At 72.5% G+C, this 20,084-nt stretch carries 23 protein-coding genes; 14 read left to right on the forward strand and 9 right to left on the reverse strand.

The features are described from left to right. The 5 genes from B0E53_RS08685 to ccsA form a co-directional block, all read right to left on the reverse strand. A partial coding sequence (locus B0E53_RS08685) for a cytochrome c-type biogenesis protein CcmH (protein WP_107075540.1) occupies positions 1-430 on the reverse strand: 430 nt, incomplete at its 3' end. Then, positions 427-984, reverse strand: a complete 558-nt coding sequence (locus B0E53_RS08690; RefSeq protein WP_168215275.1) for a TlpA disulfide reductase family protein — start codon at positions 982-984, stop codon at positions 427-429. The genes B0E53_RS08690 and B0E53_RS08685, both read right to left, overlap by 4 nt. Continuing rightward, positions 981-2,876: a cytochrome c-type biogenesis CcmF C-terminal domain-containing protein gene (locus B0E53_RS08695; RefSeq protein ID WP_107075541.1), complete on the reverse strand. Its 1,896-nt coding sequence runs from the start codon at positions 2,874-2,876 to the stop codon at positions 981-983. Before B0E53_RS08695 ends, B0E53_RS08690 begins: the two co-directional genes overlap by 4 nt. Continuing rightward, positions 2,866-3,276: a cytochrome c maturation protein CcmE gene (locus B0E53_RS08700; RefSeq protein WP_107075542.1), complete on the reverse strand. Its 411-nt coding sequence runs from the start codon at positions 3,274-3,276 to the stop codon at positions 2,866-2,868. Before B0E53_RS08700 ends, B0E53_RS08695 begins: the two co-directional genes overlap by 11 nt. After that, positions 3,273-4,046: a cytochrome c biogenesis protein CcsA gene (gene ccsA, locus B0E53_RS08705; protein WP_107075543.1), complete on the reverse strand. Its 774-nt coding sequence runs from the start codon at positions 4,044-4,046 to the stop codon at positions 3,273-3,275. The genes B0E53_RS08700 and ccsA overlap by 4 nt, the downstream gene beginning before the upstream one ends. A 133-nt stretch (positions 4,047-4,179) precedes the next feature. On the opposite strand from ccsA, the gene coxB reads away from it, so the two are divergent. From coxB to hypF, 14 genes are all read left to right on the forward strand, one after another. Continuing rightward, on the forward strand, positions 4,180-5,214 hold the full coding sequence (gene coxB / locus B0E53_RS08710) for a cytochrome c oxidase subunit II (RefSeq protein ID WP_168215276.1): 1,035 nt from the start codon (positions 4,180-4,182) through the stop codon (positions 5,212-5,214). 17 nt (positions 5,215-5,231) lie between these two features. Further along, positions 5,232-7,160, forward strand: coding sequence for a cytochrome c oxidase subunit I (gene ctaD, locus B0E53_RS08715; protein WP_107075545.1), 1,929 nt, complete (start codon positions 5,232-5,234; stop codon positions 7,158-7,160). Continuing rightward, complete coding sequence (locus B0E53_RS08720; RefSeq protein ID WP_107075546.1) at positions 7,157-7,783, forward strand: heme-copper oxidase subunit III; 627 nt, start codon at positions 7,157-7,159, stop codon at positions 7,781-7,783. The genes ctaD and B0E53_RS08720 overlap by 4 nt, the downstream gene beginning before the upstream one ends. Beyond that, entirely contained in the window at positions 7,783-8,181 is a 399-nt protein-coding gene (locus B0E53_RS08725; RefSeq protein WP_107075547.1) for a hypothetical protein, read from the forward strand. Before B0E53_RS08720 ends, B0E53_RS08725 begins: the two co-directional genes overlap by 1 nt. Continuing rightward, a complete protein-coding gene (locus B0E53_RS08730; RefSeq protein ID WP_168215277.1) occupies positions 8,178-9,053 on the forward strand; it encodes a cytochrome c oxidase assembly protein in 876 nt (291 codons plus the stop codon). The genes B0E53_RS08725 and B0E53_RS08730 overlap by 4 nt, the downstream gene beginning before the upstream one ends. Further along, positions 9,050-9,439: a c-type cytochrome gene (locus B0E53_RS08735; RefSeq protein WP_107075549.1), complete on the forward strand. Its 390-nt coding sequence runs from the start codon at positions 9,050-9,052 to the stop codon at positions 9,437-9,439. The genes B0E53_RS08730 and B0E53_RS08735 overlap by 4 nt, the downstream gene beginning before the upstream one ends. A gap of 3 nt (positions 9,440-9,442) precedes the next feature. Beyond that, positions 9,443-10,249 (forward strand): c-type cytochrome, encoded by an 807-nt coding sequence (locus tag B0E53_RS08740; protein ID WP_107075550.1) that lies wholly within the window; start codon positions 9,443-9,445, stop codon positions 10,247-10,249. Next, complete coding sequence (locus B0E53_RS08745) at positions 10,246-11,112, forward strand: Rieske (2Fe-2S) protein (protein ID WP_146167630.1); 867 nt, start codon at positions 10,246-10,248, stop codon at positions 11,110-11,112. Before B0E53_RS08740 ends, B0E53_RS08745 begins: the two co-directional genes overlap by 4 nt. Continuing rightward, a complete protein-coding gene (locus tag B0E53_RS08750) occupies positions 11,109-12,830 on the forward strand; it encodes a cytochrome bc complex cytochrome b subunit (RefSeq protein WP_210405996.1) in 1,722 nt (573 codons plus the stop codon). The genes B0E53_RS08745 and B0E53_RS08750 overlap by 4 nt, the downstream gene beginning before the upstream one ends. A gap of 87 nt (positions 12,831-12,917) precedes the next feature. Continuing rightward, complete coding sequence (locus tag B0E53_RS08755; protein WP_210405997.1) at positions 12,918-13,307, forward strand: helix-turn-helix transcriptional regulator; 390 nt, start codon at positions 12,918-12,920, stop codon at positions 13,305-13,307. A gap of 9 nt (positions 13,308-13,316) precedes the next feature. Beyond that, a complete protein-coding gene (locus tag B0E53_RS08760; RefSeq protein WP_107075552.1) occupies positions 13,317-13,931 on the forward strand; it encodes an SIS domain-containing protein in 615 nt (204 codons plus the stop codon). Then, a complete protein-coding gene (locus tag B0E53_RS08765) occupies positions 13,928-14,188 on the forward strand; it encodes a HypC/HybG/HupF family hydrogenase formation chaperone (RefSeq protein ID WP_210405998.1) in 261 nt (86 codons plus the stop codon). Before B0E53_RS08760 ends, B0E53_RS08765 begins: the two co-directional genes overlap by 4 nt. Beyond that, positions 14,185-14,850 carry an SIS domain-containing protein gene (locus tag B0E53_RS08770; protein ID WP_107075553.1) on the forward strand — a complete coding sequence of 222 codons (666 nt, stop codon included), beginning with the start codon at positions 14,185-14,187 and terminating at the stop codon, positions 14,848-14,850. Before B0E53_RS08765 ends, B0E53_RS08770 begins: the two co-directional genes overlap by 4 nt. Positions 14,851-14,863: 13 nt before the next feature. Continuing rightward, positions 14,864-17,143, forward strand: coding sequence for a carbamoyltransferase HypF (hypF, locus tag B0E53_RS08775; protein WP_107075580.1), 2,280 nt, complete (start codon positions 14,864-14,866; stop codon positions 17,141-17,143). A gap of 16 nt (positions 17,144-17,159) precedes the next feature. On the opposite strand, the gene hypE is transcribed toward hypF, so the two are convergent. From hypE to B0E53_RS08795, 4 genes are all read right to left on the reverse strand, one after another. Beyond that, positions 17,160-18,311: a hydrogenase expression/formation protein HypE gene (gene hypE, locus B0E53_RS08780; RefSeq protein WP_107075554.1), complete on the reverse strand. Its 1,152-nt coding sequence runs from the start codon at positions 18,309-18,311 to the stop codon at positions 17,160-17,162. Beyond that, entirely contained in the window at positions 18,308-19,435 is a 1,128-nt protein-coding gene (gene hypD, locus B0E53_RS08785) for a hydrogenase formation protein HypD (RefSeq protein WP_107075555.1), read from the reverse strand. Before hypD ends, hypE begins: the two co-directional genes overlap by 4 nt. An 11-nt stretch (positions 19,436-19,446) precedes the next feature. Beyond that, positions 19,447-19,719: a HypC/HybG/HupF family hydrogenase formation chaperone gene (locus B0E53_RS08790; RefSeq protein WP_107075556.1), complete on the reverse strand. Its 273-nt coding sequence runs from the start codon at positions 19,717-19,719 to the stop codon at positions 19,447-19,449. A gap of 156 nt (positions 19,720-19,875) precedes the next feature. Next, positions 19,876-20,079, reverse strand: a complete 204-nt coding sequence (locus B0E53_RS08795; protein ID WP_107075557.1) for a hypothetical protein — start codon at positions 20,077-20,079, stop codon at positions 19,876-19,878. Positions 20,080-20,084 lie beyond the last annotated feature (5 nt).

Raw genomic sequence — 20,084 nt, forward strand, 5'->3', positions numbered from 1 at the left:
GGCCCCGCGTCGAACCGCCGTCCGGGCGGCGCCGTTCACCGTCCGGGCGCCGGGGACGCAGGGTACGCAGCGCGCCGGCGCCGGCACCGAGCAGCGCCACCGCGGGCACGGCCCACAGCAGCAGCGCCGGGCCGCGCAGGGGCGGCTGCGCGAGTACCTCCTCGCCGTACCGGTCGACGAACCAGCGGCGGACCTCGCGCGGGCTGCGGCCCTGGGCCACCTGGTCGGCGATCACCTGTCGCATGGAGGCGGCGATCGGGGAACGGGAGTCCGCCACCGACTCACCCTGGCAGGCCGGACAGCGCAGTCCGGCCGCGATCGCGGTGGCCCGGTCCGCCCGGTCGGGCGACGCCGCCGACCGGACCAGCCCGGCGACCGCCAGCGCGACCAGCGCCGCCAGCGCCAGCGCGACGAGCAGGCGCCGGGTCACGCTCCCTCCAGCAGCGGGGACAGCCGCTCCCGCAGCCACTGCCCGGTCACCACGCCCGGCTGGTGGGCCACGATCCGCCCGTCCCGGTCGACGACGAACGTCTCGGGTACGCCCCGGACGCCCCACTCGACGGCCCGGGTGCCGTCCGGGTCGGGCAGCACGGTGAGATCGCCGGCGTGCGCCTGGTCCAGCAGCGCGCGCACCGCGTCCGGGCCGTCGCGCAGGTTGAGTCCGACCACCTCCAGTCCCTGCGGTGACCAGTGTCGGGCGGTCTCGACCAGCAGCGGCAGTTCGTCGCGGCAGGGTCCGCACCACGAGGCGAAGACGTTGACCACCACGACGTGCCCGCGCGCCGCCGCCAGGTCGAACCGCTCACCGGTGAGGGTGGTGCCGGTCAGTGCGGGCGCGGCCACCACCGGCGGTCGCCCGACCTGGCCGGGCCCGGAGCGGTGTCCGGTGGTGACGGCGACCCCGAGGCCGACGGCGAGCAGCAGGACGACGGCCGGGGCCGGCCTGATCCGCCGCCACCAGAACCGCCCGGCTCCCGCGCTCACGCCGGAACTCCGGCCGCCACCGGTGCCCGCCGACCGGCCGGCTCCGCCCGCCGCCTCCGTCGCGAGCGCGCCGCGTCGCCGAGGGCGAGCAGCCCACCGGCGGTCGCGACCGCGCCGCCCGCCCAGATGAGCCCGACCAGCGGGTTCACCGCAAGGCGAACCGTCGCGTCGCCGCCGTCGCTGGCCACGGCGATGAGGGTGAGGTAGACGTCCCGGCGGGGGCCGCCGTCGATCGCCGGCACGGTGACGGCGGTGTCCCGCGCCGGGTCGTAGCGCAACGCGGGGGCGGCCGTCCGGGTCGCGCCGCCCGAGGACACGACCAGCCGGGCCCGTACGGTCATCCGGCCGCCCGGTGTGCCGCGCTGCACCGTCACCAGCCGGGCCGACACGTCGCCCACGGTCAGCGTCTCGCCCACCCGTAGGGTCCGCTCGTCGGCCCGCCCGTACGCGGAGGAGGCGGCGACGCCCACGGCGACCAGGGCGAGTCCGGCGTGCGCCAGCACCGCGGCCCAGCGTCGGGGGCCGGCGGCGAGCAGGCCGGTGAGGACGAAGGCGGCCGCACCGAACGCGGTGAGTGCCGCCGGTCCGGGCCGGCTGAGCAGCCCGACGGTGGCCACGGTCGCCAGGGCCGCCGCGCCGGGTAGGGCGAGGCGGCGCAGCGCCTCGGCCGGGTTGCGCACCTGTAGGGCGGGGGCGACTCCGGCCAGCAGCAGAACCACCACGGCCAGCGGCACCGCGGTGCGCTGGTAGTAGCCGGCGCCGACGCTGGCCCGGCTGCCGGTGAGTGGCTCGGACAGCAGCGGCTGCACGGTGCCGATCAGCACCACGGCGGCGATGGTGACCAGCAGGACGGCGTTGACCAGGACGGCGGCACCCCGGGACCAGGGCGGGGCGGCCCGGCGGGCCGGCGCCGGTTGCCGCCGGCCGGCGAGGACGGTGGCGGCCAGCACGGCCAGCACGACGAAACCGAGCAGCAGCGGCCCCAGTGGCGAGTCGGTGAACGCGTGCACGCTCGCCACGGCGCCGGAACGGGTCAGGAAGGTGCCGAGCAGCACCAGCAGGAATCCGGCGCAGGCGAGCACACTGTTCCAGCGTTCCCGCCCCCGACCACCGCCGAGGCTGGTGTGCAGGAGGGCGGTGGTGGTCAGCCAGGGCAGCAGCGAGGCGTTCTCCACCGGGTCCCAGGCCCAGTAGCCGCCCCACCCGAGGACCGCGTACGACCACCAGGCCCCCAGGACGACGCCGGCGGTCAGCGAGCACCAGGCCACCAGCGCCCAGGGCCGTGCCTGCCGGATCCAGTTCCGTCCGTGTGCCCCGGCGAGCGGGGCGGCCAGCGCCAGGGCGAACGGCACCACCGTGCCGAGGTAGCCGACGTACAGCAGGGGTGGGTGCACGCCCATCGCCGGGTGCTGTTGCAGCAGGGGGTTCGGGCCCGGCCCGTCGAGCGGCACGGGGTGCACGGTGCGGAAGGGGTTGGCCGCGAAGGTCGAGAGCGCGAAGAAGAAGGTGGTCGCCACGCCGACCACCACCATCGCGTACGCACGCAGCCGGTCCGGTCGCCCCCGCGCGAGCGCGACGCCGTACCCGCCGAGGACCAGGAGCCAGAGCAGCAGTGACCCGTCCATCGCGGACCAGAGGCTGGTGATCGTGTAGTAGCCGGGCACGTGCCGGCCGCCGTTCTCGGCGACGAACCGCACGCTGAAGTCGTGCCGCAGCAGCGCCGCCTCCAGGGTGGCGCAGGCCGAGGCGGCGGCGAGCAGTGCGCCGAGCGAGGCCAGGCGGGCGGGCCGGGCCGGGGCGCCGAGCAGGGCCACCCGCAGCCAGAGCAGCGTGGCGAGGGGGGCGGCGAGCAGTCCGGCGGCGAGGGCGCCGCCGCCGAGGTCACCGAGCATCGGACCGTCCCGGGTTGGCGGGGGAGGAGGGACGGTACTCGTTGCCGTGGCGCATCAGCACCTGGTCGGCGTCGAACACCCCGTCGGTGCCCAGGCGTCCCTCGACGACCGCGTCCTCGCCCTCGCGGAAGGTCTCCGGTGGCACGCCACGTTGGCGTACGGTCACCTGCTGGCCGGCGTCGGCCAGCGCGAACACCACGAGGTCACCGTCGCGGCGCAGGGAGCCCGGGACGACCTCCCCGCCGAGGCGGACACGTTGCCGGCCGGCCCCCGGGTCGGTGAGCACCTCGCCCGGAGTGCGGTAGTAGGTGAGGGTGTCCCGCATGGCGCTGGTGACCAGCAGGCCGCCGGCGGCGAGCAGCACCGCGACCAGCGCGAGGCGTCCGGGCCGGCGGATCATCTCACCCGCGCCGGGCTGCGCGCGGCGCCCGCCCCGGTCGTCGGCAGCTCGCCGGTGGCCGCGAGCCGGCGTTCCAGCCGGAGCATCCGGTGTGCCAGGGCGAGGAGCGCGGCCGTGCTCGCCGCCGCCACCGCCAGCAGCAGCGCGAGCGCCATCCGGGGGTCGATCGGTGGCCGTTCCGGGGCGAGGACGGTGGCCTGCTGGTGCAGTGAGCGCCACCAGAGCACCGAGAAGTGGACCACGGGGACGAGCAGGAAGCCGGCGATGCCAAAGACCGCGGCCGGGCGGGCGATCCGCCGGTCGCCGCCGTCGGGTCCGCCGGTGCGTTCGGCGAGCGCCCGGCGCAGGGCCAGATACCCGGTGTACGCCAGCAGCAACAGCGCGGTGCTGACCAGCCGCGGGTCCCAGGCCCACCAGGTGCCCCAGGTGAGCCGTCCCCAGAGGGATCCGGTGCCGATGGCCAGGGCGGTGAGGACGACCCCGATCTCGGCGCAGCCCCGCGCGACGCGATCCCAGCGCAGGTCCCCGCGGATCAGGTGGGCGGTGCTGGCGGCCAGGACGGCGGCGAACGCCAGGTACGCCACCCAGGCGGCGGGCACGTGGAGGTACATCAGCCGCTGCGCCTGTCCCTGTGTCGCGTCGGCGGGCGCGAGGAATCCGCCGGTGAGCCCGGCCGCCGTGGCGAACCCGGCGGCGATCCAGGCCGTCGTGCGGCGCGCGTGGGCTCCCCGCGGGTTGTCGGCGGTCAGGTCCACGGTGGTGGTTCGCATGATCTTCCTGTCCGCGCCGTCGGCGCTGGCCCGGCTGTTTCCCGAGCACCGACTCTAAACGGACTAAGGACGAAATCGGGCAAATTCCGGTAAGGCCCGGCATATGCCACAGCCATGGTTAGGGTCGGTGCCGGTGGACACGAGACGCGACGTGACGACGCGCTCCGCAGCGGAGCGCCGGCGCCGGCAGCTCCTCCCGGTCGTGGTGCTGGGTGGTGGGCTGGCCCTCGCCGGCTGCTCGGCCGGGGCACCGTCCGCGCTGGACCCGGCAGGTTCCGGGGCGGGACGCGTCGCGAACCTGTGGTGGCTGCTGTTCTGGATCTCCATGGCCGTCTTCGCCGAGGTCATGGCGGTGCTGGCCTGGGCCCTGCTGGTCCGCCGGCGCCGCGACGTCCGGGTCCGCCACGGCCAGCCGCTGCGCTTCGTCACCGTCGCCGGCGCGGGCATCCCGCTGGTGGTCCTGGTGACGGTGTACGCCGTCGGCCTGCGCGACCTCGCCGCACTCGGCGACGACCCCGACCCGCGCGCACCGACCATCGAGGTCACCGGCCACAAGTGGTGGTGGGAGGTACGCGTGCAGGGCGTCGACGGCGCCACCGCCAACGAACTGCACATCCCGGTGGGGGAGAAGGTCCGGGTCCGGTTGCGGACCGCCGACGTGTTGCACAGCTTCTGGGTGCCGCAACTGATGCCCAAGACCGACCTGATCGCCGGCGAGGTCCGCGAGACCTGGCTGCACGCCGAGCGGGCCGGGAACTACCGGGGCCAGTGCGCCGAGTACTGCGGCACCCAGCACGCCCACATGGCCTTCCGGGTGGTCGCCGAACCGCGGCAGGACTACGACGCCTGGGTCGCCCGGCTCGCCGCGCCGGCTCCCGCCCCGCGGACCGACGCCCAACGGCGCGGCCAGGAGGCGTTCCTACAGGGCAGCTGCGCCGGCTGCCACGCCATCCGGGGGACCGCCGCGAACGGCCGGATCGGGCCCGACCTGTCCGACGTCGGCTCCCGCTGGAGCATCGGAGCCGGAGCGGTGCCCAACGACGGTGGCCACCTCGGCGGGTGGATCGCCAACTCGCAGACGGTCAAGCCGGGCAACTACATGCCACCGCAGCCGGTGGACGCGAGCCGATTGCCGGACCTCATCGCGTACCTGCAGTCGCTGAGGTGAGCGGAGTGGGGGAAGGGATGTCCACGACCGCGGCACCGGCGCCCGGCGCCAGCCGGGAGGAACTGGCCGCACTGGAGGAGCACTGGGGCGAGCGGCCCTCGCTGCGCTCCTGGTTCAGCACCGTCGACCACAAGCGGATCGGCCGGCGTTACCTGGTCACCGCCGGGTTCTTCTTCGTCCTCGCCGGCCTGAGCGCGCTGGCCATGCGTACCCAGCTGGCCCGCCCGGAGTCCCGGCTGCTGTCGCCGCAGGAGTACAACCAGCTGTTCACCATGCACGGCACGGCGATGATCTTCCTGTTCGCCACCCCGATGCTGTTCGGGTTCGGCAACTTCCTCGTCCCGCTGATGATCGGCTCCCGGGACATGGCCTTCCCGAAGCTCAACGCGCTCGGCTACTGGGTGTTCCTCTTCGCCGGGCTCTTCATGTGGGCCAGCCTGCCCTTCGGCGCCGCCCCCAACGCCGGTTGGTTCGCCTACGTGCCCCTGACCGAGGAGCAGAACACGCCGGGCCTGCACATGGACGTCTACAGCCTCGGCCTGCTGTTCCTCGGCATCGCCACCACCGCCGGCTCGATCAACTTCATCGTCACCGCGCTCAAGCTCCGCGCGCCCGGCATGTCGCTGAACCGGGTGCCGCTGTTCGTCTGGGCGATCGTCGCCACCGCCTTCATGGTGATCTTCGCGTTGCCGGCGCTGAACCTCGACAACGCCATGCTCTTCCTCGACCGGCGCTTCGGCACCCACTTCTTCGACCCCGGCGCCGCCGGCAACGTCCTGCTCTGGCAGCACTTGTTCTGGATCTTCGGGCACCCCGACGTCTACATCATCGTCATGCCGGCCCTGGGCATCGTCTCGGCGGTGCTGCCCGCGTTCACCCGCCGCGGCGTGGTCGGCTACGTGCTCATCGTGCTCGCCATCGTCTCCATCGCGATCATCTCGTTCGGCGTCTGGGTGCACCACATGTTCGCGACCGGCCTGCCCCGCCTGTCGTACAGCTTCTTCAGCGCGGCCAGCACCATCATCACCATCCCGTCGGGCATCCAGATCTTCGCCTGGCTGGCCACCATGGCACTCGGCCGGCTGGTGCTGAAGGTGCCGATGCTGTTCCTGATCGGGTTCATCGTGACGTTCGTGCTCGGCGGCTTCACCGGCACGATGTTCGCGCTGACCGCCTTCGACCAGCAGGTCACCGACTCCTACTTCGTCGTGGCCCACTTCCACTACGTCCTCATCGGCGGGGCGGTGTTCCCCATGCTCGCCGGCACCTACTACTGGCTGCCGAAAATCACCGGCCGGATGTACCACGAAGGGCTCGGCCGGTGGGCGTTCTGGCTGGTCTTCGCCGGCATGCACGTCACGTTCTTCCCCATGCACCTGTACGGGCTGTTCGGCATGCCGCGGCGGGTCTACACCTATCGCAGCGAGCCGGGCTGGGACGGCTGGAACCTGGTCAGCACCGCCGGGTCGTACCTGCTCGCGATCGGGTTGCTGCTGGTCCTCATCGGCGTGGTACACGCCATCAGGCGCGGGCGGCCCGCGTCGCCGGACCCGTGGGAGGGCGACAGCCTGGAGTGGTCCACCGACTCGCCGCCGAAGCCGTACAACTTCCCAGTCCTGCCGCAGGTGCACAGCGTGCACCCGACGTGGGACGAGGCGAGCCGGGAATCCATGGGTGGCGGGGCCACCGGAGACCGGATCCTGGCCGACGGGCGGCGGACGCTGCTCACCAGCGAACTGGACGGCCGCCGCGAGCGGGCGGTCGAGATGCCGGAGTCCTCCCTGCAACCGCTGGTGCTCGCCCTGGCGATGCTGGTCTTCTTCACCGCGATGCTCGTCGCCTGGTATCCGGTCGCCGCCGTCGCGGCGGTCGCCGTGGCGGTCACCATCGCCGTCTGGCTCTGGCCGCCCCGGCGGCCGGACCGGGAACTCGGGGTGCGGGCATGAGCATCCGAGGCGGCGTCGCCGCCGCCACCGGCACGGAGGCGCTGACCACCGAACTGCCCGTGGGCCGGTCGACCGGCTGGTGGGGAATGGTGATGTTCGTGGCCACCGAGGCCACCCTCTTCGCCTGCCTGCTCGGCAGCTACTTCTACCTGCGCTTCCAGTACGGCGGCCCGTGGCCACCGGGCGGCATCAGCAAGCCTGAGCTGCTCGTCCCGCTGGTGATGACCGCGGTGCTGCTGCCCAGCAGCCTGCCGATGGTGTGGGCCGAGCGCGGCATCCGCAAGGGCCAACACTGGCGGCTGCGCTCCGGACTGGCCGCCACCCTGGTCCTCGGCATCACCTTCCTGGCCCTGCAGGCGGGCGAGTACGCCGGGAAACTGCGCGAGTTCACCATGACCACCAACGCCTACGGATCGCTGTTCTACCTCATCACCGGCTTCCACGGCCTGCACGTGCTGGTCGGGCTCACCATGATCGGTTGGCTGCTGGCCGCCTCCCTGCGCGGGGGCAGCTTCGGCGCGCACCGCCACGACCGGGTGCGTAACGCCGCCATCTACTGGCACTTCGTCGACCTGGTGTGGGCGGCGATCCTGTTCACCGTCTACCTGTCACCGAGGCTGTGATGGCCGCGCACCCCGGTCCCCGCGCACGCCTCACCGGCGGGCTGCTCCTCTGGTACGCGGTCCTCGGCGGCGCGGTCGCCTGGGCGGTGCACCTGCTCGCCGGCTGGGGCGTGGACGAGCTGGCCTGCGCCGGCGGCCGGGAGCGCATCGGGGCGGTGCCGCTGCGGACCGTCATCGCGGTCGCCGTGGTGCTGCCCGCGTTGGCGACCGTCGGCGCCCTGCTGGCGGCCGCGCTCGTCTGGCGGCGCACCGCGCACCCGCCGGACGGAATGGACGAGCGGCCGGTGGGCCGCAGCCGCATGCTCGCCGTGGTGGCGATCTGGTCCAACCTGCTGTTCCTGACCATCATCGTGCTGGGCGGCGTGGCCCTGCTGGTGTTTCCCCCATGCCTGCGGTGAGGGCTGACGGGTCGGACGACGTGGCGGTCGGCCTGCTGACCATGCTGCTGGCCGCCGGCGTGGCCCTGCTCGCCGCCGGTTACGGCAGAGGGGTCCACGAGCTGTGGGCCCGCCGCGGCCTCGGCCGGATTCTGCCCGCCTGGCGGGTGGCCGCGTTCGGCACCGGCCTGCTGTGCGTGCTCGCCGCGCAGGACGGGCCGCTCGCGGCGGCCGCCGAACGGTCCTTCGCCGGGCACATGACCCAGCACATGGTGCTGCTGCTCGGTGCCGGCCCGCTGCTCGCCGCCGGGGCCGCCGGCCTGCCGCTGACCCTCGCCTGCCCACCGACTCCGCGCCGGTGGCTGGCCCGGCTCCGTGCGGCCGGACCGATGCGTTGGCTACGGCGACCGGCCGTGCTCGCGATCACCGCGGGCGGCATCCAGGCGGTGGTGCTGTGGTTCTGGCATCTGCCCGCGCCCTACCTCGCGGCCGAACAGCAGCCGGTCCTGCATGCGGCGGAACACGCCTGTTTCCTCGGCTCGGCCTGGCTGCTGTGGGCGCCGCTGCTCGGCGCGCCCCGGCACCGGTTGCCCGTTCCGGTCGCGATGCTGCTCCTGATCGGCACCATGCTGCCGGCGTCCGCGCTCGGCGCGACACTGACCTTCGCGCCGCACCCCCTCTACCCGGTGCCGGTCCTCGGGCCCGACCCCCTGGCCGACCAGCAGCTGGCCGGGCTGCTCATGTGGGCGCCGATGGACGTGGCGGTGCTGGCCGCCACCCTGACCGCCTTCCTGCGCTGGCTCGTGGGCCTGCAGCGGCTGCGCCCCGAGCGGGTGACATGCCCGGAGTCCCGCAGCACGCTGCCGGCCCGGACCGGGAGAGTCGTGCCATGAGCCGCCGGATAGCCGACCGCTGGTTCCTGCTGGTGGCGCTGCCACTGCTGCTCGCCGTGCCCGGCTGCGCCCACACCGACCCGCCGCCACCGCCCGAGGTACGCGCCGGTCGCCCCGACCGGGGCGCCACGCTCATCGCCCAGTACGGCTGCGGCTCCTGCCACACCATTCCCGGCATCGATCGGGCCGACGGCCTCGTGGGCCCGCCGTTGACCCGGTTCGGCTCCCGCTCGTACATCGCGGGGAAACTCGTGAACAACGCCGACAACCTGCAGCACTGGATCACCGACCCGCAGTCGGTCGTGCCCGGCAACGCCATGCCGGACCTGGGCGTGAGCCCGATCGACGCCCAGGACATCGCCGCCTACCTGTACACCCTGGACTGAGCGGTGAGCGCGGAGACGTACCGGTCGACGCACCGGAGGTGGCATCCGGGACGGGCGGTCGTGCTCGGCGCGACGCTCACCCTGGCGGCGGGCCCGGCGGCCCTCGCCGCACCGGCGACCCCACCGCCCTCCGGCGCCGCCGCGTCCACGCCGGCCGGTACGGCGAGCGGCGGCCCGCGGGGGGAGGAGCTGTTCCGGCAGAACTGCGCCAGCTGCCACGGCGAGCAGGGACAGGGCGCCCAACGCGGACCGTCGCTGGTCGGGGTCGGCCCCGCCTCGGTGGATTTCCAGCTCTCCACCGGGCGGATGCCCGTCCCGGACGAGGTGCAGCAGTCCCGCCACCGCGAGCCGGTCTTCTCGGCCGAGGAGATCGGCGCCCTGGTCGACCACGTCGCCAGCTTCGGTGGCGGGGGCCCGCAGATCCCCCGGGTGTCCCCGGGCAGCCTCACGGCCGGCCGGGAGTTGTTCGCCGTGAACTGCGCGCCGTGCCACGGCGCCACCGGCGCCGGCGCGTCCCTGACCAACGGCTGGATCGCGCCACCGCTGTACGACGCCACCTCGGTGCAGGTCGCCGAGGCGATCCGGGTCGGTCCGGGCCTCATGCCGGTCTTTCCGAGTCAGGTCCTCACCGACCAGCAGGTCGACGACCTGGCCACGTACGTACGGCGGCTGCGCACCGAGCAGGTGGACCGGGGCGGCAACCCGCTCGGTCGGCTGGGGCCGCTGGCCGAAGGGCTCGTCGCTTGGATCGCCACCCTCGGGCTGCTCGTGGCGGCGGCCCGCTGGCTGGGGCGGAGGGCGGGAGAATGAGCCGACGTCCACCGGTGCCGGCCGCACCCCCCGGAGTGAACCGCCGGATCGTCCTGTCCTTCCTGACCAGCGCGGCCGGCGCGATCGGCTTCGCGGTCACCTACGGCCTCGGCGGGCAGACCCAGTGGGAGGGGGTGTGCCTGGCGGTGGCCTTCGCCGGGCTGGCGACCGGCCTGGCGATCTGGGGCCGGCGCCTGGTGCCGGCCGGTCGCCACGTCGAAGAACACGAGGGCTTCACCCCACCGCCGACCGAGCAGGCGCTGACCGCGGCGGTGCTCACCGCGCCGGACAGTCCGATCCGCCGGCGTGGCCTGCTCGCCACGTTGGGGCTGGCGCTCACCGCGCTCGGCGTCGCGGCGCTGTTCCCGCTCCGCTCGCTGCTGCCCTGGGACCGCACCCGCCCGCTGCGGGCACTCGAGGACACCCCGTGGGGACCGGGCGTACGACTGCTGACCGGCAGCGGGCAGCCGCTGCGACCCGAGGACGTGCCCGCCGGCACGGTGGTCGGCGTGTTCCCGGAAGGCGGCACGGGCGCAGGCGACGCCCCGGCCTTCGCCGTCCGGCTGCAGCCCGAGCGGTTCACCCGCCCCCCGTCGGCCGGCCACCTCGACGGGCTCGTCGTCTACTCCGTGCTCTGCACCCACGCCGGCTGCCCGGTCCGGCTCTACCTGAAGGGCACCGGACGGATGCTCTGCCCCTGCCACCAGTCCTCTTTCGACCTGCTCGACGACGCCGCGCCGGTCGCCGGGCCCGCCGCGCGGCGGCTGCCCGGCCTGCCCATCGAGGTCGGCGGGGACGGTTACCTGCGCGCCACCGGCGACTTCACCGCGCCGCCGGGTGCCGGCTTCTGGAGCCGGCCGTGATCCTCGACCGGCTGGCCCGCGCGTTCGACGACCGGCTGCGGCTGTCTCCGCTGACCCGCCGGGCGCTGGCGAAGGTGTTTCCGGACCACTGGTCGTTCATGCTCGGCGAGATCGCCCTCTACTCGTTCGTCGCGCTGATCCTCACCGGCGGCTACCTGACCCTGTTCTTCGACCCCAGCTCCGCCGACCGGGTCTACCACGGCTCGTACGCGCCGCTGGACGGCGCCACCACCTCCGCCGCGTACGCCTCCTCGGTGCGGCTGAGCTGGGACGTGCGGGCCGGGCTGCTGATCCGGCAGACCCACCACTGGGCGGCGCTGGTCTTCGTCGCGGCGATCCTCGTGCACCTGGTGCGGATCTTCTTCACCGGCGCGTTCCGCAGGCCCCGAGAGCTGAACTGGCTGGTCGGCGTGACCATGCTGACGCTGGCCCTGGCCAACGGCTTCACCGGCTACTCCATGCCGGACGACCTGGTCTCCGGACTGGGCCTGCGGATCATCGTCTCGGTGGTGGAGTCGATCCCGCTGGTCGGCTCGTGGCTGGTCTTCCTCGGCCTCGGCGGGGAGTTCCCGTCCGACGAGATGATTCCGCGGCTGTTCGTCACGCACGTGCTGCTGGTGCCCGCGGTGCTGGTCGCCCTCGTCTCCGTGCACCTGGCGATGATCGTGCGGCAGAAGCACACCCAGTTCCGCGGGCCCGGACGGACCGAGCGGAACGTGGTCGGCTCCCTGCTCTACCCCAGCTACACCCTGCGCTCGCTGGCGTTGTTCGCCTGGGTGCTGGCGGTGCTGTTCGCCCTGGGCGGGCTCGTGCAGATCAACCCGGTCTGGCAGTACGGACCCTTCGCCCCGGCCCAGTCCACCGCACCGGCGCAGCCCGACTGGTACGTCGCCTGGGGCGACGGGGCACTGCGACTCTTCCCGCCGTGGGAGATCCACATCTTCGGCCACCTGGTGCCGGCGCCGTTCTTCCCCGGCGTGGTGCTCGGCGGCGTCACCTTCGGCGCCCTGTACGCCTGGCCGTTTCTGGAGCGGTGGTGCACCGGGGACCGCCGCCAGCACCACCTGCTCGACCGGCCCCGCGACCACCCGGTCCGGATGGGCGTCGGGGTGCTGGCGTTGACCTTCTTCGGGGTGCTGGTCGTGGCGGCCGGCGACGACATCCTCGCCCGGCTGCTGCGGGTGCCGGTGTACGACGTGCTCAACGTGCTGCGCGTCCTGGTACTGGTGCTGCCCGTGCTCGCCGGGATGCTGGCCTTCCTGCTGGCCCGGGCGCTGCGCCGTGGCGACGCGGCCGGCCTCGGCGAGCTGACCCGGGCCGATCTGCGCGCCGCCCGGCGGCCGGCCGGCGGGGGTGACGCGGAGGCGGCGACCGACGAGCCGGAACTGCCGGCGCCGGACCGACCCGGAGAGCGGATCGAGTTGTGGCCCGACGGCGACGTGTGGCGCTGGCGCTACCGCGACGAGCCGGCCGGCGTCGCCCTCCTGAGCAATCGCGCGGTGCTCACCGAGCAGGAGGCCGCCGACTCGGCCCGGCTGGCCTACCCGGGCGTGGACCACGTGACGGTGCCCGGCCCGCCGCCGCCGTCGCCGCCCGGCCGGGTCCGCACCGCGCTGCGGCGGTGGGGCAACGCCGCCCTGGGCATCTCCCTGCTGGCGGCTGCCCTCCGCCAGCGCCGCGCCCAGCGCCGCGGCGAGGACGGGCCGGAGCGCCGCTGAACGCGGTCACCAAGCCCTAATTAGGACATTTATCCAATTCCGGGAGGTTGGGTGTGCTTAGCTGCACGGAAGAGTGGCGGCCCGATCGTGGAAGGGATTGACATGCATGGGCGTGAACTTCGCAACCTGCTGCATCCATTCCTCCTGCTCCTGATCTTCGAGCGACCCGGTCACGGGTACGACCTGATCGAGCGACTTGAAGCCATGGGAGTGCCCGACGTGGAACCCGGGCAGGTCTACCGGGTGCTGCGCGGGCTGGAACGGGACCGTTCGCTGCTGTCGATGTGGGAGGCCGCCGCGGCGGGCCCGGCGCGTCGGCGCTACGAGCTGACGGCGAAGGGACGCAACGACCTCCGGTCGTGGACTGCTCGCCTGGCGCAACTGAACCACATCATGGATGCCTACCTACGGCGCTCGGCGGACGCCTTCGCGAGGCCGCGGGACGGGCGTGATTCGTATGCCACCTCCCGAGGTTGAAGGAGGACGATGCAATCGTCCGTGTTCCCGGCGGTCGACCGTGCGTTCGCTCGCCGGGTGGCCCCCGCGGAGGCGCTCGCCGGCGACGCGGAGCAGGTCGCGCGGGCCTGCTTCGAGATGTCCCAGCGCTTTCACCGTGGTGGCAAGCTGGTCGTCTTCGGCAACGGTGGGCCGGCCACCGATGCCCAGCACATCGTGGTCGAGTTCGTCCACCCCGTCATCGTCGGCAAGCGGGCGCTGCCGGCGGTCTCGCTCACCAACGACGCCGCCACCCTCACCGGGATCGCCCGGGCGGAGGGTTTCGACGAGGTGTTCGCCGCCCAGCTGCGCCTGCTCGCCGCCCCGCAGGACATCGCGATCGGGCTGTCCGTCGACGGCCGTTGTGTCAACGTCCGACGGGGCTTGGAGACTGCCCGCCACCTCGGCCTCCTCACCGTGGCGCTGGTCGGCGGAGATGGCGGCGACATTGCCCGTGATGGCACCGCCGACCATCTCGTCGTCGCTCGCTCGGATGACCCCTGCATCGTCAAGGAGGTCCACGTGACGGTCTATCACCTCCTGTGGGAATTGGTGCACGTGTTCTTCGAGCAGCCCGGCCTGCTCGAACCGGAGGAGGTCCGATGACGCCGGATGCGGTCATCCCGCCGGCCGGCCGGCCGAGCACAGCGATGGCGGCCGACTGCCACGGCGATGTCTGCATCACCTGTTCGGACGTCGCGGTGGCGGTTCGGATCCGGGAGCTGGTGGCCGGCCGACTGGCCGTGGTCGACACCGACAGCGGGCCGGAGGAGGTCAGCGTCGCGCTGGTCGACGCGGCGGCCGGTGACGTGGTGCTCGTCCACGCGAAAGAGGCCATCGCGGTCGTGGAGAAGGCCCAGTGAGCGCCCGCGTCGGAGGTGCACTGGGAGCCCTCTATCCGTTCCTCGACACCCAGGCGGCCGACGTCGGTGCGGTGCTCGCCGACGTCGCCCGATCCACGGCGGACAAGGCGAGGGAGATCGTCACCCTCCGCAATTCCCTGGTGGCCGAGCACGGGTGCCGGTTGGTCGAATGCGCCCGAGCGCTCGCCGCGGCGTTCCAGGCAGGCGGCAGGCTCTTCACGTTCGGCAACGGCGGCAGCAGCACCGACGCCCAGGATCTCGCGCAGTTGTTCCTGCACCCGCCGACGACCGCCCGACCGTTGCCGGCCATCTCGCTGACCCACGATGTCGCGGTGCTCACCGCGCTCGCCAACGACGTGGGGTACCAGGTGGTGTTCGCCCGGCAGATAGCCGCGTTCGGTCGTGCCGGCGACGTCGCGGTGGGGCTCTCCACCAGCGGCGGATCGTCCAACGTCCTGTGTGCGTTCGAGGAGGCCACCCGGCGGGGCATGATGACCGTCGGGCTCGCCGGTTACGACGGCGGCCGGATGGCCGAGTCGGACGTCGTCGATCACCTGTTCGTGGTGCCGTCCTCGTCGGTGCACCGGGTGCAGGAGGCGCAGACGACGGTCTACCACGTGCTCTGGGAACTCACCCAGCAGGCACTGGCCGGCGAACTCTGACCTCGGGATGGTCATGCCCGGTCCGAGGCGGGTACGGGTCCGCGTCGAGGGCATCGTGCAGGGAGTTGGCTTCCGTCCGTTCGTGCACGCCCTGGCCAGGGAGTACGACCTGGCCGGCTTCGTCGGCAACGACACCGGAGGTGTCTTCGTTGAGGTCGAAGGGGACGGGGACCACCTGACCGCGTTCGTGACGGACCTCAGCCGGCGTGCACCGACACTCGCACAGGTGGAGCGGGTCACCACCGAAGCGGTGCCCCGGACGGGGCAGCCAGGCTTCGCCATCGTCACCAGCGTCACCGGCGCCGCCCGGGAAGCACTGATCTCTCCGGACACCGCCACCTGCGCGGACTGCATCGCGGACGTCGCCGATCCGACGGACCGCCGCCACGGCTACCCGTTCACGAACTGCACCAACTGCGGCCCGCGGTTCACCATCGTGACGGACGTCCCGTACGACCGGCGCGCCACCACGATGATGGATTTCCCACTCTGCGCCGGCTGCGCCGCCGAGTACGCAGACCCTGGAGACCGGCGCTTCCACGCCGAGCCGGTGTGCTGCCCGGCGTGCGGCCCGGCTCTCCGGCTCGTCGACGCGGAGGGCGCCCCTGTCGTCGGTGATCCCGTGGATGCCGCCGCACGGTGGCTGCGGAACGGCCGGATACTCGCGGTGAAAGGGCTGGGCGGCTACCACCTGGCCATCCGTGCCGACGACGAACGGGCGGTGTCGGCCCTGCGTGCCCGCAAGCGCCGCGAGGAGAAACCGTTCGCCGTGATGGCCGCCGACCTCAGGGCGGCGCGCACCCTGGTCCACCTGACGCCGGCAGCCGTGCGGGTGCTCACCGGTGCCCGCCGTCCCGTGGTGCTGCTGCCACGCCGCGCGGACGCGCCGGTCGCCGCGTCGGTGGCACCGGACAACCGCGACCTGGGCGTCATGCTGCCGTACACGCCGCTGCACCACCTGCTGCTCGGCCGGCTCGGCATGCCCATCGTGCTGACCAGCGGCAACACCTCCGACGAACCCATCGCCCACAAGGACGACGACGCGCGGCAGCGGTTGGCGCGGATCGCCGACGGATTCCTCTTCCACGACCGGCGCATCCACGTCCGCACCGACGACTCGGTGGTGCGCGTGTTCCGGGGCCGTGAGCTGCCGGTGCGGCGGTCCCGCGGCTACGTGCCGGCCCCGGTGACGGTGCCGTGGCGGTTCGACCGACCGGTGCTGGCGTGCGGCGCGGAGTTGAAGAACACCTTCTGCGTGGCGAAGGGACGGCGTGCATTCGTCTCGCACCACATCGGCGACCTGGAGAACTACGAGACACTGTGCGCCTTCACCGAGGGAATCGAGCACTTCAGCCGCCTCTTCGACGTCCGACCGGAGATAGTCGCCCACGACCTGCATCCCGAGTACCTGTCGACGAAGTACGCGCTCCAGCGCGATGACGTCGAACTGGTCGGCGTTCAACACCACCACGCCCACGTCGCGTCCTGCCTAGCCGACAACGAGGAGCGCGGCCCGGTGATCGGGATCGCGTTCGACGGTCTCGGTTTCGGCCCGGACGGCACCCTCTGGGGAGGTGAGGTGCTCGTCGCGGACCTGATCGGGTTCGAGCGCGTCGGCCACCTGGGCGCGATCCCGATGCCGGGCGGCGTCGCGGCGATACGCGAGCCGTGGCGGATGGCGGTGGCGTACCTCGACGAGATCTACGGTGACGCCGTGCCTGACCTCGAGGTGCTGCGGCGGCACGAGCGGCGGTGGCCCGTGATGGTGGCTCTGGCACGGAGCGGGACGAATTCGCCGCGTACCTCGAGCGCGGGCCGGCTGTTCGACGCCGTCTCGGCGATCCTCGGCTTGCGGGACCGCGTCACGTACGAGGGCCAGGCCGCGATCGCCCTGGAGCAGCGGGTTCATCGCGACGAGCGTGGCGGCTACCGGGTCGGGACGGCCGGAACCGCCCCGCTCGCAGACGTCGGACGCGAGCTGGTCCGGTGTGTGGTCGACGACCTGATTTCCGGTGTGGACCCCGGCCGGATCGCCGCGCGTTTCCACCACGGCCTGGCGGACGCCGTGGTGCGGGCGGCGGAAGCTGTCCGCGAACGCACGGGTCTGGCGGATGTGGCGCTGTCCGGCGGCGTCTTCCAGAACGTGCTGCTGCTCGACCGGGTGATGGGCGGCCTGGAGGCGGAGGGGTTCCGGGTGCTCGTGCACTCGCGGGTGCCGCCCAACGATGGCGGTATCTCCCTCGGCCAGGCCGTGGTGGCCGCGGCCCGTCACCGGGCCACCCCGTCCAGCTGAGCCGGCGACCGTTGCGTCAGCAGATGCGCGGCAGCGGGTCCCCGACCAGCATGTCGACGATGCGAGTGCCGCCGAACACCGTCTTGAGCAACACGATCCCGGGCGGGTCGGCGGCGACCCGGCCGACCACCGCGGCGTCCTCGCCGAGCGGATGACCCCGCAGCGCCGAGAGCGCCACCTCCGCCTGCGCGCCGTCCACCACGGCGATGAAGCGCCCCTCGCAGGCCACGTAGAGCGGATCGATGCCGAGCAGTTCGCACGCCCCGGTCACGGCGGGACGTACCGGTACGGCGGCCTCGTCGACCACCACGGCGACCCGGGCCGCCTGCGCCACCTCGTTGAGGATGGTCGCCACTCCGCCGCGGGTGGCATCGCGCAGCAGCCGCACCCCGGGGGCGGCGTCCAGCAGGGCCGCCACGAGACCGTGCAGCGCGGCAGTGTCCGAGGTGAGGTCGGCTTCGATGTCCAGCTCTCCGCGGGCGAGCATGATGGTGACACCGTGATCACCGATCGGCCCGGAGACAAGGATCGCGTCACCAGGTTTGATCTGTGCGGTGCCCAGCATCACCGGCCGTTCCACCACGCCGATCCCCGCCGTGTTGATGTAGCAGCCGTCGGCCTTGCCGCGCTGCACCACCTTCGTGTCACCGGTGACCACCTGCACACCGGCCCGCTGCGCCGCGACGGCCATGGAATTGGCGATCTTTCGCAGGTCGGCGACCGGAAAGCCTTCCTCGAGGATGAAGCCGGCCGACAGGTACAACGGGCGGGCGCCGCTGACCGCGAGGTCGTTGACCGTGCCGTTCACGGCGAGGTCGCCGATGTCACCCCCGGGGAAGAACAGTGGGGACACGACGTACGAGTCGGTGGTGAAGGCGAGCCGGCTGTCAGCGACGGAGAGCACCGCCCCGTCCTCAAGCGCCTCGAGCGTCGGGTTGCGGAACGCCTCGACGAACAGCCCTTCGACCAGGGTGTGGGTCGCCTTCCCGCCGGCGCCGTGCGCGAGGGTGAGGAGATCCTCCCTGATCTTCGGCTTGCGCCGGCGCGCCCGATCGATGCGCTGCAGGACCTGCTGCTCGGGCGACAGTCGCCCAGCCTCCCGGTCGGCTGCCGCTTCGGCCTCGGCCACCGCGCGCTCGGCCCATTCGGCGGTGCGTTCTGTCGTCATACCCGCGTCGCCTCCGCCACCCGCTGCCGGGTGAAACGCCCGAAGTTGTAGTAGGCCGCGCAGGCGCCCTCCGAGGAGACCATGCACGTGCCGATGGGTGTCTCCGGCGTACACGCGGTGCCGAACACCTTGCACTCCCAGGGCTTGAGCACACCCTTGAGCACCTCGCCGCACTGGCAGGCCTTCGGGTCCGCCACGCGTACCCCGGGAACGTCGAAGAGCCGCTCGGCGTCGTACGCCGCATACTCGTCCCGCATGCGTAGGGCGGAGTGCGAGATGAAGCCGAGGCCGCGCCACTCGAAGTATGGCCGCAGCTGCATGACCTGCCCGATCGCCTCCAGCGCTCGCAGGTTGCCGTCCCAGGGCACCACCCGGGTGTACTGGTTCTCCACCTCGCAGCGGCCCTCGGCGAGCTGCTTGAGCAGCATGAAGACCGACTGCAGGAGGTCCAGCGGCTCGAACCCCGCACACACCAGCGGCTTGCCGTAGTCGCGGGCGATGAATTCGTACGGTCGGCAGCCGATCACGGTGGAGACGTGCCCGGGGCCGAGGAAGCCGTCGAGACGCAGGTCGGGTGAGTCGAGGATGGCCTTGATCGCCGGAAGGATCGTGACGTGGTTGCAGAAGATCGAGAAGTTGTGGATCCCTTCGGCGGCCGCCCGCAGCACCGTCATCGCGGTGGACGGCGAGGTGGTCTCGAACCCGATCGCCATGAAGACGACCTTGCGGTCCGGGTTCGTCCGCGCGATCTTCAGCGCGTCCAACGGCGAGTACACCATCCGGATGTCCGCGCCGGCCGCCTTGGCGTCGAAGAACGAGCCGCTGCCACCGGGTACCCGCATCATGTCGCCGAACGCCGTCATGATGACGCCTGGCTCGTGTGCGATGGCGATGGCGTCGTCCACCCGACCCATCGGGATCACGCAGACCGGGCAGCCGGGCCCGTGCACGAGCGAGACGTTCTCCGGCAGGTAGTCCTCCAGCCCGTGCTTGTAGATCGTGTGCGTGTGCCCGCCGCAGACCTCCATGAACTTGTATTGCCGTCCGGGCTCGCACAACGCGGCGATCTGTGTGGCCAACGCCTGGGCCTTGTCCGCGTCGCGGTACTCGTCGACGAAACGCATCTGGTGATCCCCTAGCTGATGTCGGATTCGACGAGCGCCTGCAGCTCGTCGGTGTACGCCTGCCCCAGGCCGGTCAACAGCGTCAACGTGGCGGCCGCCTCGGCCTCGTCGATCTTCGACATGGCGAACCCGACGTGAACCAGCACCCAGTCACCGACGCCGGTCTGGTCCACATCGAGGAGGCCGATGTTGATCACGCGCCGGACGCCCACGACGTCGACGATGGCGAGATCGTCGTGACCGGCCTTGATCTCGACGATCTCGCCCGGGATACCTAGACACATCGACTCGCTGGTCCTCTCCGATCACATTTTCTCGATCTTGATGTAGCGCCGTAGCGCGGGAAGTTCCTTCCAGAACAGCCCGACCACGGCCGCGCCGGCCAGCAGCACCAACAGTTTCCGCACAGCTCACCTCCTTCCGGACCGCTCCGGATCCGCTCAGCCCGGTGGCAGGTTCGGCATGATCGGCAGGATCGGGTCGTGCTTCTTGGGCCGGATGCCGGTCGAGCGGCGTTCATCCACCGTTCCGTCATCGTGGTGGCCCGCCTGCTTCCTCCTGCGCGAGTTGCCCTCCTCCACCCCTTTGGTGTGCGCCGGCGCGTCGAGTTCGACATCGGGTTCGCCGATCCGGATCTCGCCCATTACCG

Source organism: Micromonospora sp. MH33, from assembly GCF_003013775.1.
Lineage (GTDB): Bacteria > Actinomycetota > Actinomycetes > Mycobacteriales > Micromonosporaceae > Micromonospora > Micromonospora fulviviridis.

Bases quoted from the DNA above. Each gene is read 5' to 3' on its own strand.
- B0E53_RS08795 (WP_107075557.1), bottom strand. From the start codon at position 20,079: ATGGGCGAGATCCGGATCGGCGAACCCGATGTCGAACTCGACGCGCCG.
- hypD (WP_107075555.1), bottom strand. From the start codon at position 19,435: ATGCGTTTCGTCGACGAGTACCGCGACGCGGACAAGGCCCAGGCGTTG.
- hypE (WP_107075554.1), bottom strand. From the start codon at position 18,311: ATGACGACAGAACGCACCGCCGAATGGGCCGAGCGCGCGGTGGCCGAG.
- B0E53_RS08695 (WP_107075541.1), bottom strand. From the start codon at position 2,876: ATGCTCGGTGACCTCGGCGGCGGCGCCCTCGCCGCCGGACTGCTCGCC.
- B0E53_RS08760 (WP_107075552.1), top strand. From the start codon at position 13,317: ATGCAATCGTCCGTGTTCCCGGCGGTCGACCGTGCGTTCGCTCGCCGG.
- ccsA (WP_107075543.1), bottom strand. From the start codon at position 4,046: ATGCGAACCACCACCGTGGACCTGACCGCCGACAACCCGCGGGGAGCC.
- B0E53_RS08765 (WP_210405998.1), top strand. From the start codon at position 13,928: ATGACGCCGGATGCGGTCATCCCGCCGGCCGGCCGGCCGAGCACAGCG.
- B0E53_RS08790 (WP_107075556.1), bottom strand. From the start codon at position 19,719: ATGTGTCTAGGTATCCCGGGCGAGATCGTCGAGATCAAGGCCGGTCAC.
- ctaD (WP_107075545.1), top strand. From the start codon at position 5,232: ATGTCCACGACCGCGGCACCGGCGCCCGGCGCCAGCCGGGAGGAACTG.
- B0E53_RS08725 (WP_107075547.1), top strand. From the start codon at position 7,783: ATGGCCGCGCACCCCGGTCCCCGCGCACGCCTCACCGGCGGGCTGCTC.
- hypF (WP_107075580.1), top strand. From the start codon at position 14,864: ATGCCCGGTCCGAGGCGGGTACGGGTCCGCGTCGAGGGCATCGTGCAG.
- B0E53_RS08735 (WP_107075549.1), top strand. From the start codon at position 9,050: ATGAGCCGCCGGATAGCCGACCGCTGGTTCCTGCTGGTGGCGCTGCCA.
- B0E53_RS08700 (WP_107075542.1), bottom strand. From the start codon at position 3,276: ATGATCCGCCGGCCCGGACGCCTCGCGCTGGTCGCGGTGCTGCTCGCC.
- B0E53_RS08745 (WP_146167630.1), top strand. From the start codon at position 10,246: ATGAGCCGACGTCCACCGGTGCCGGCCGCACCCCCCGGAGTGAACCGC.
- B0E53_RS08720 (WP_107075546.1), top strand. From the start codon at position 7,157: ATGAGCATCCGAGGCGGCGTCGCCGCCGCCACCGGCACGGAGGCGCTG.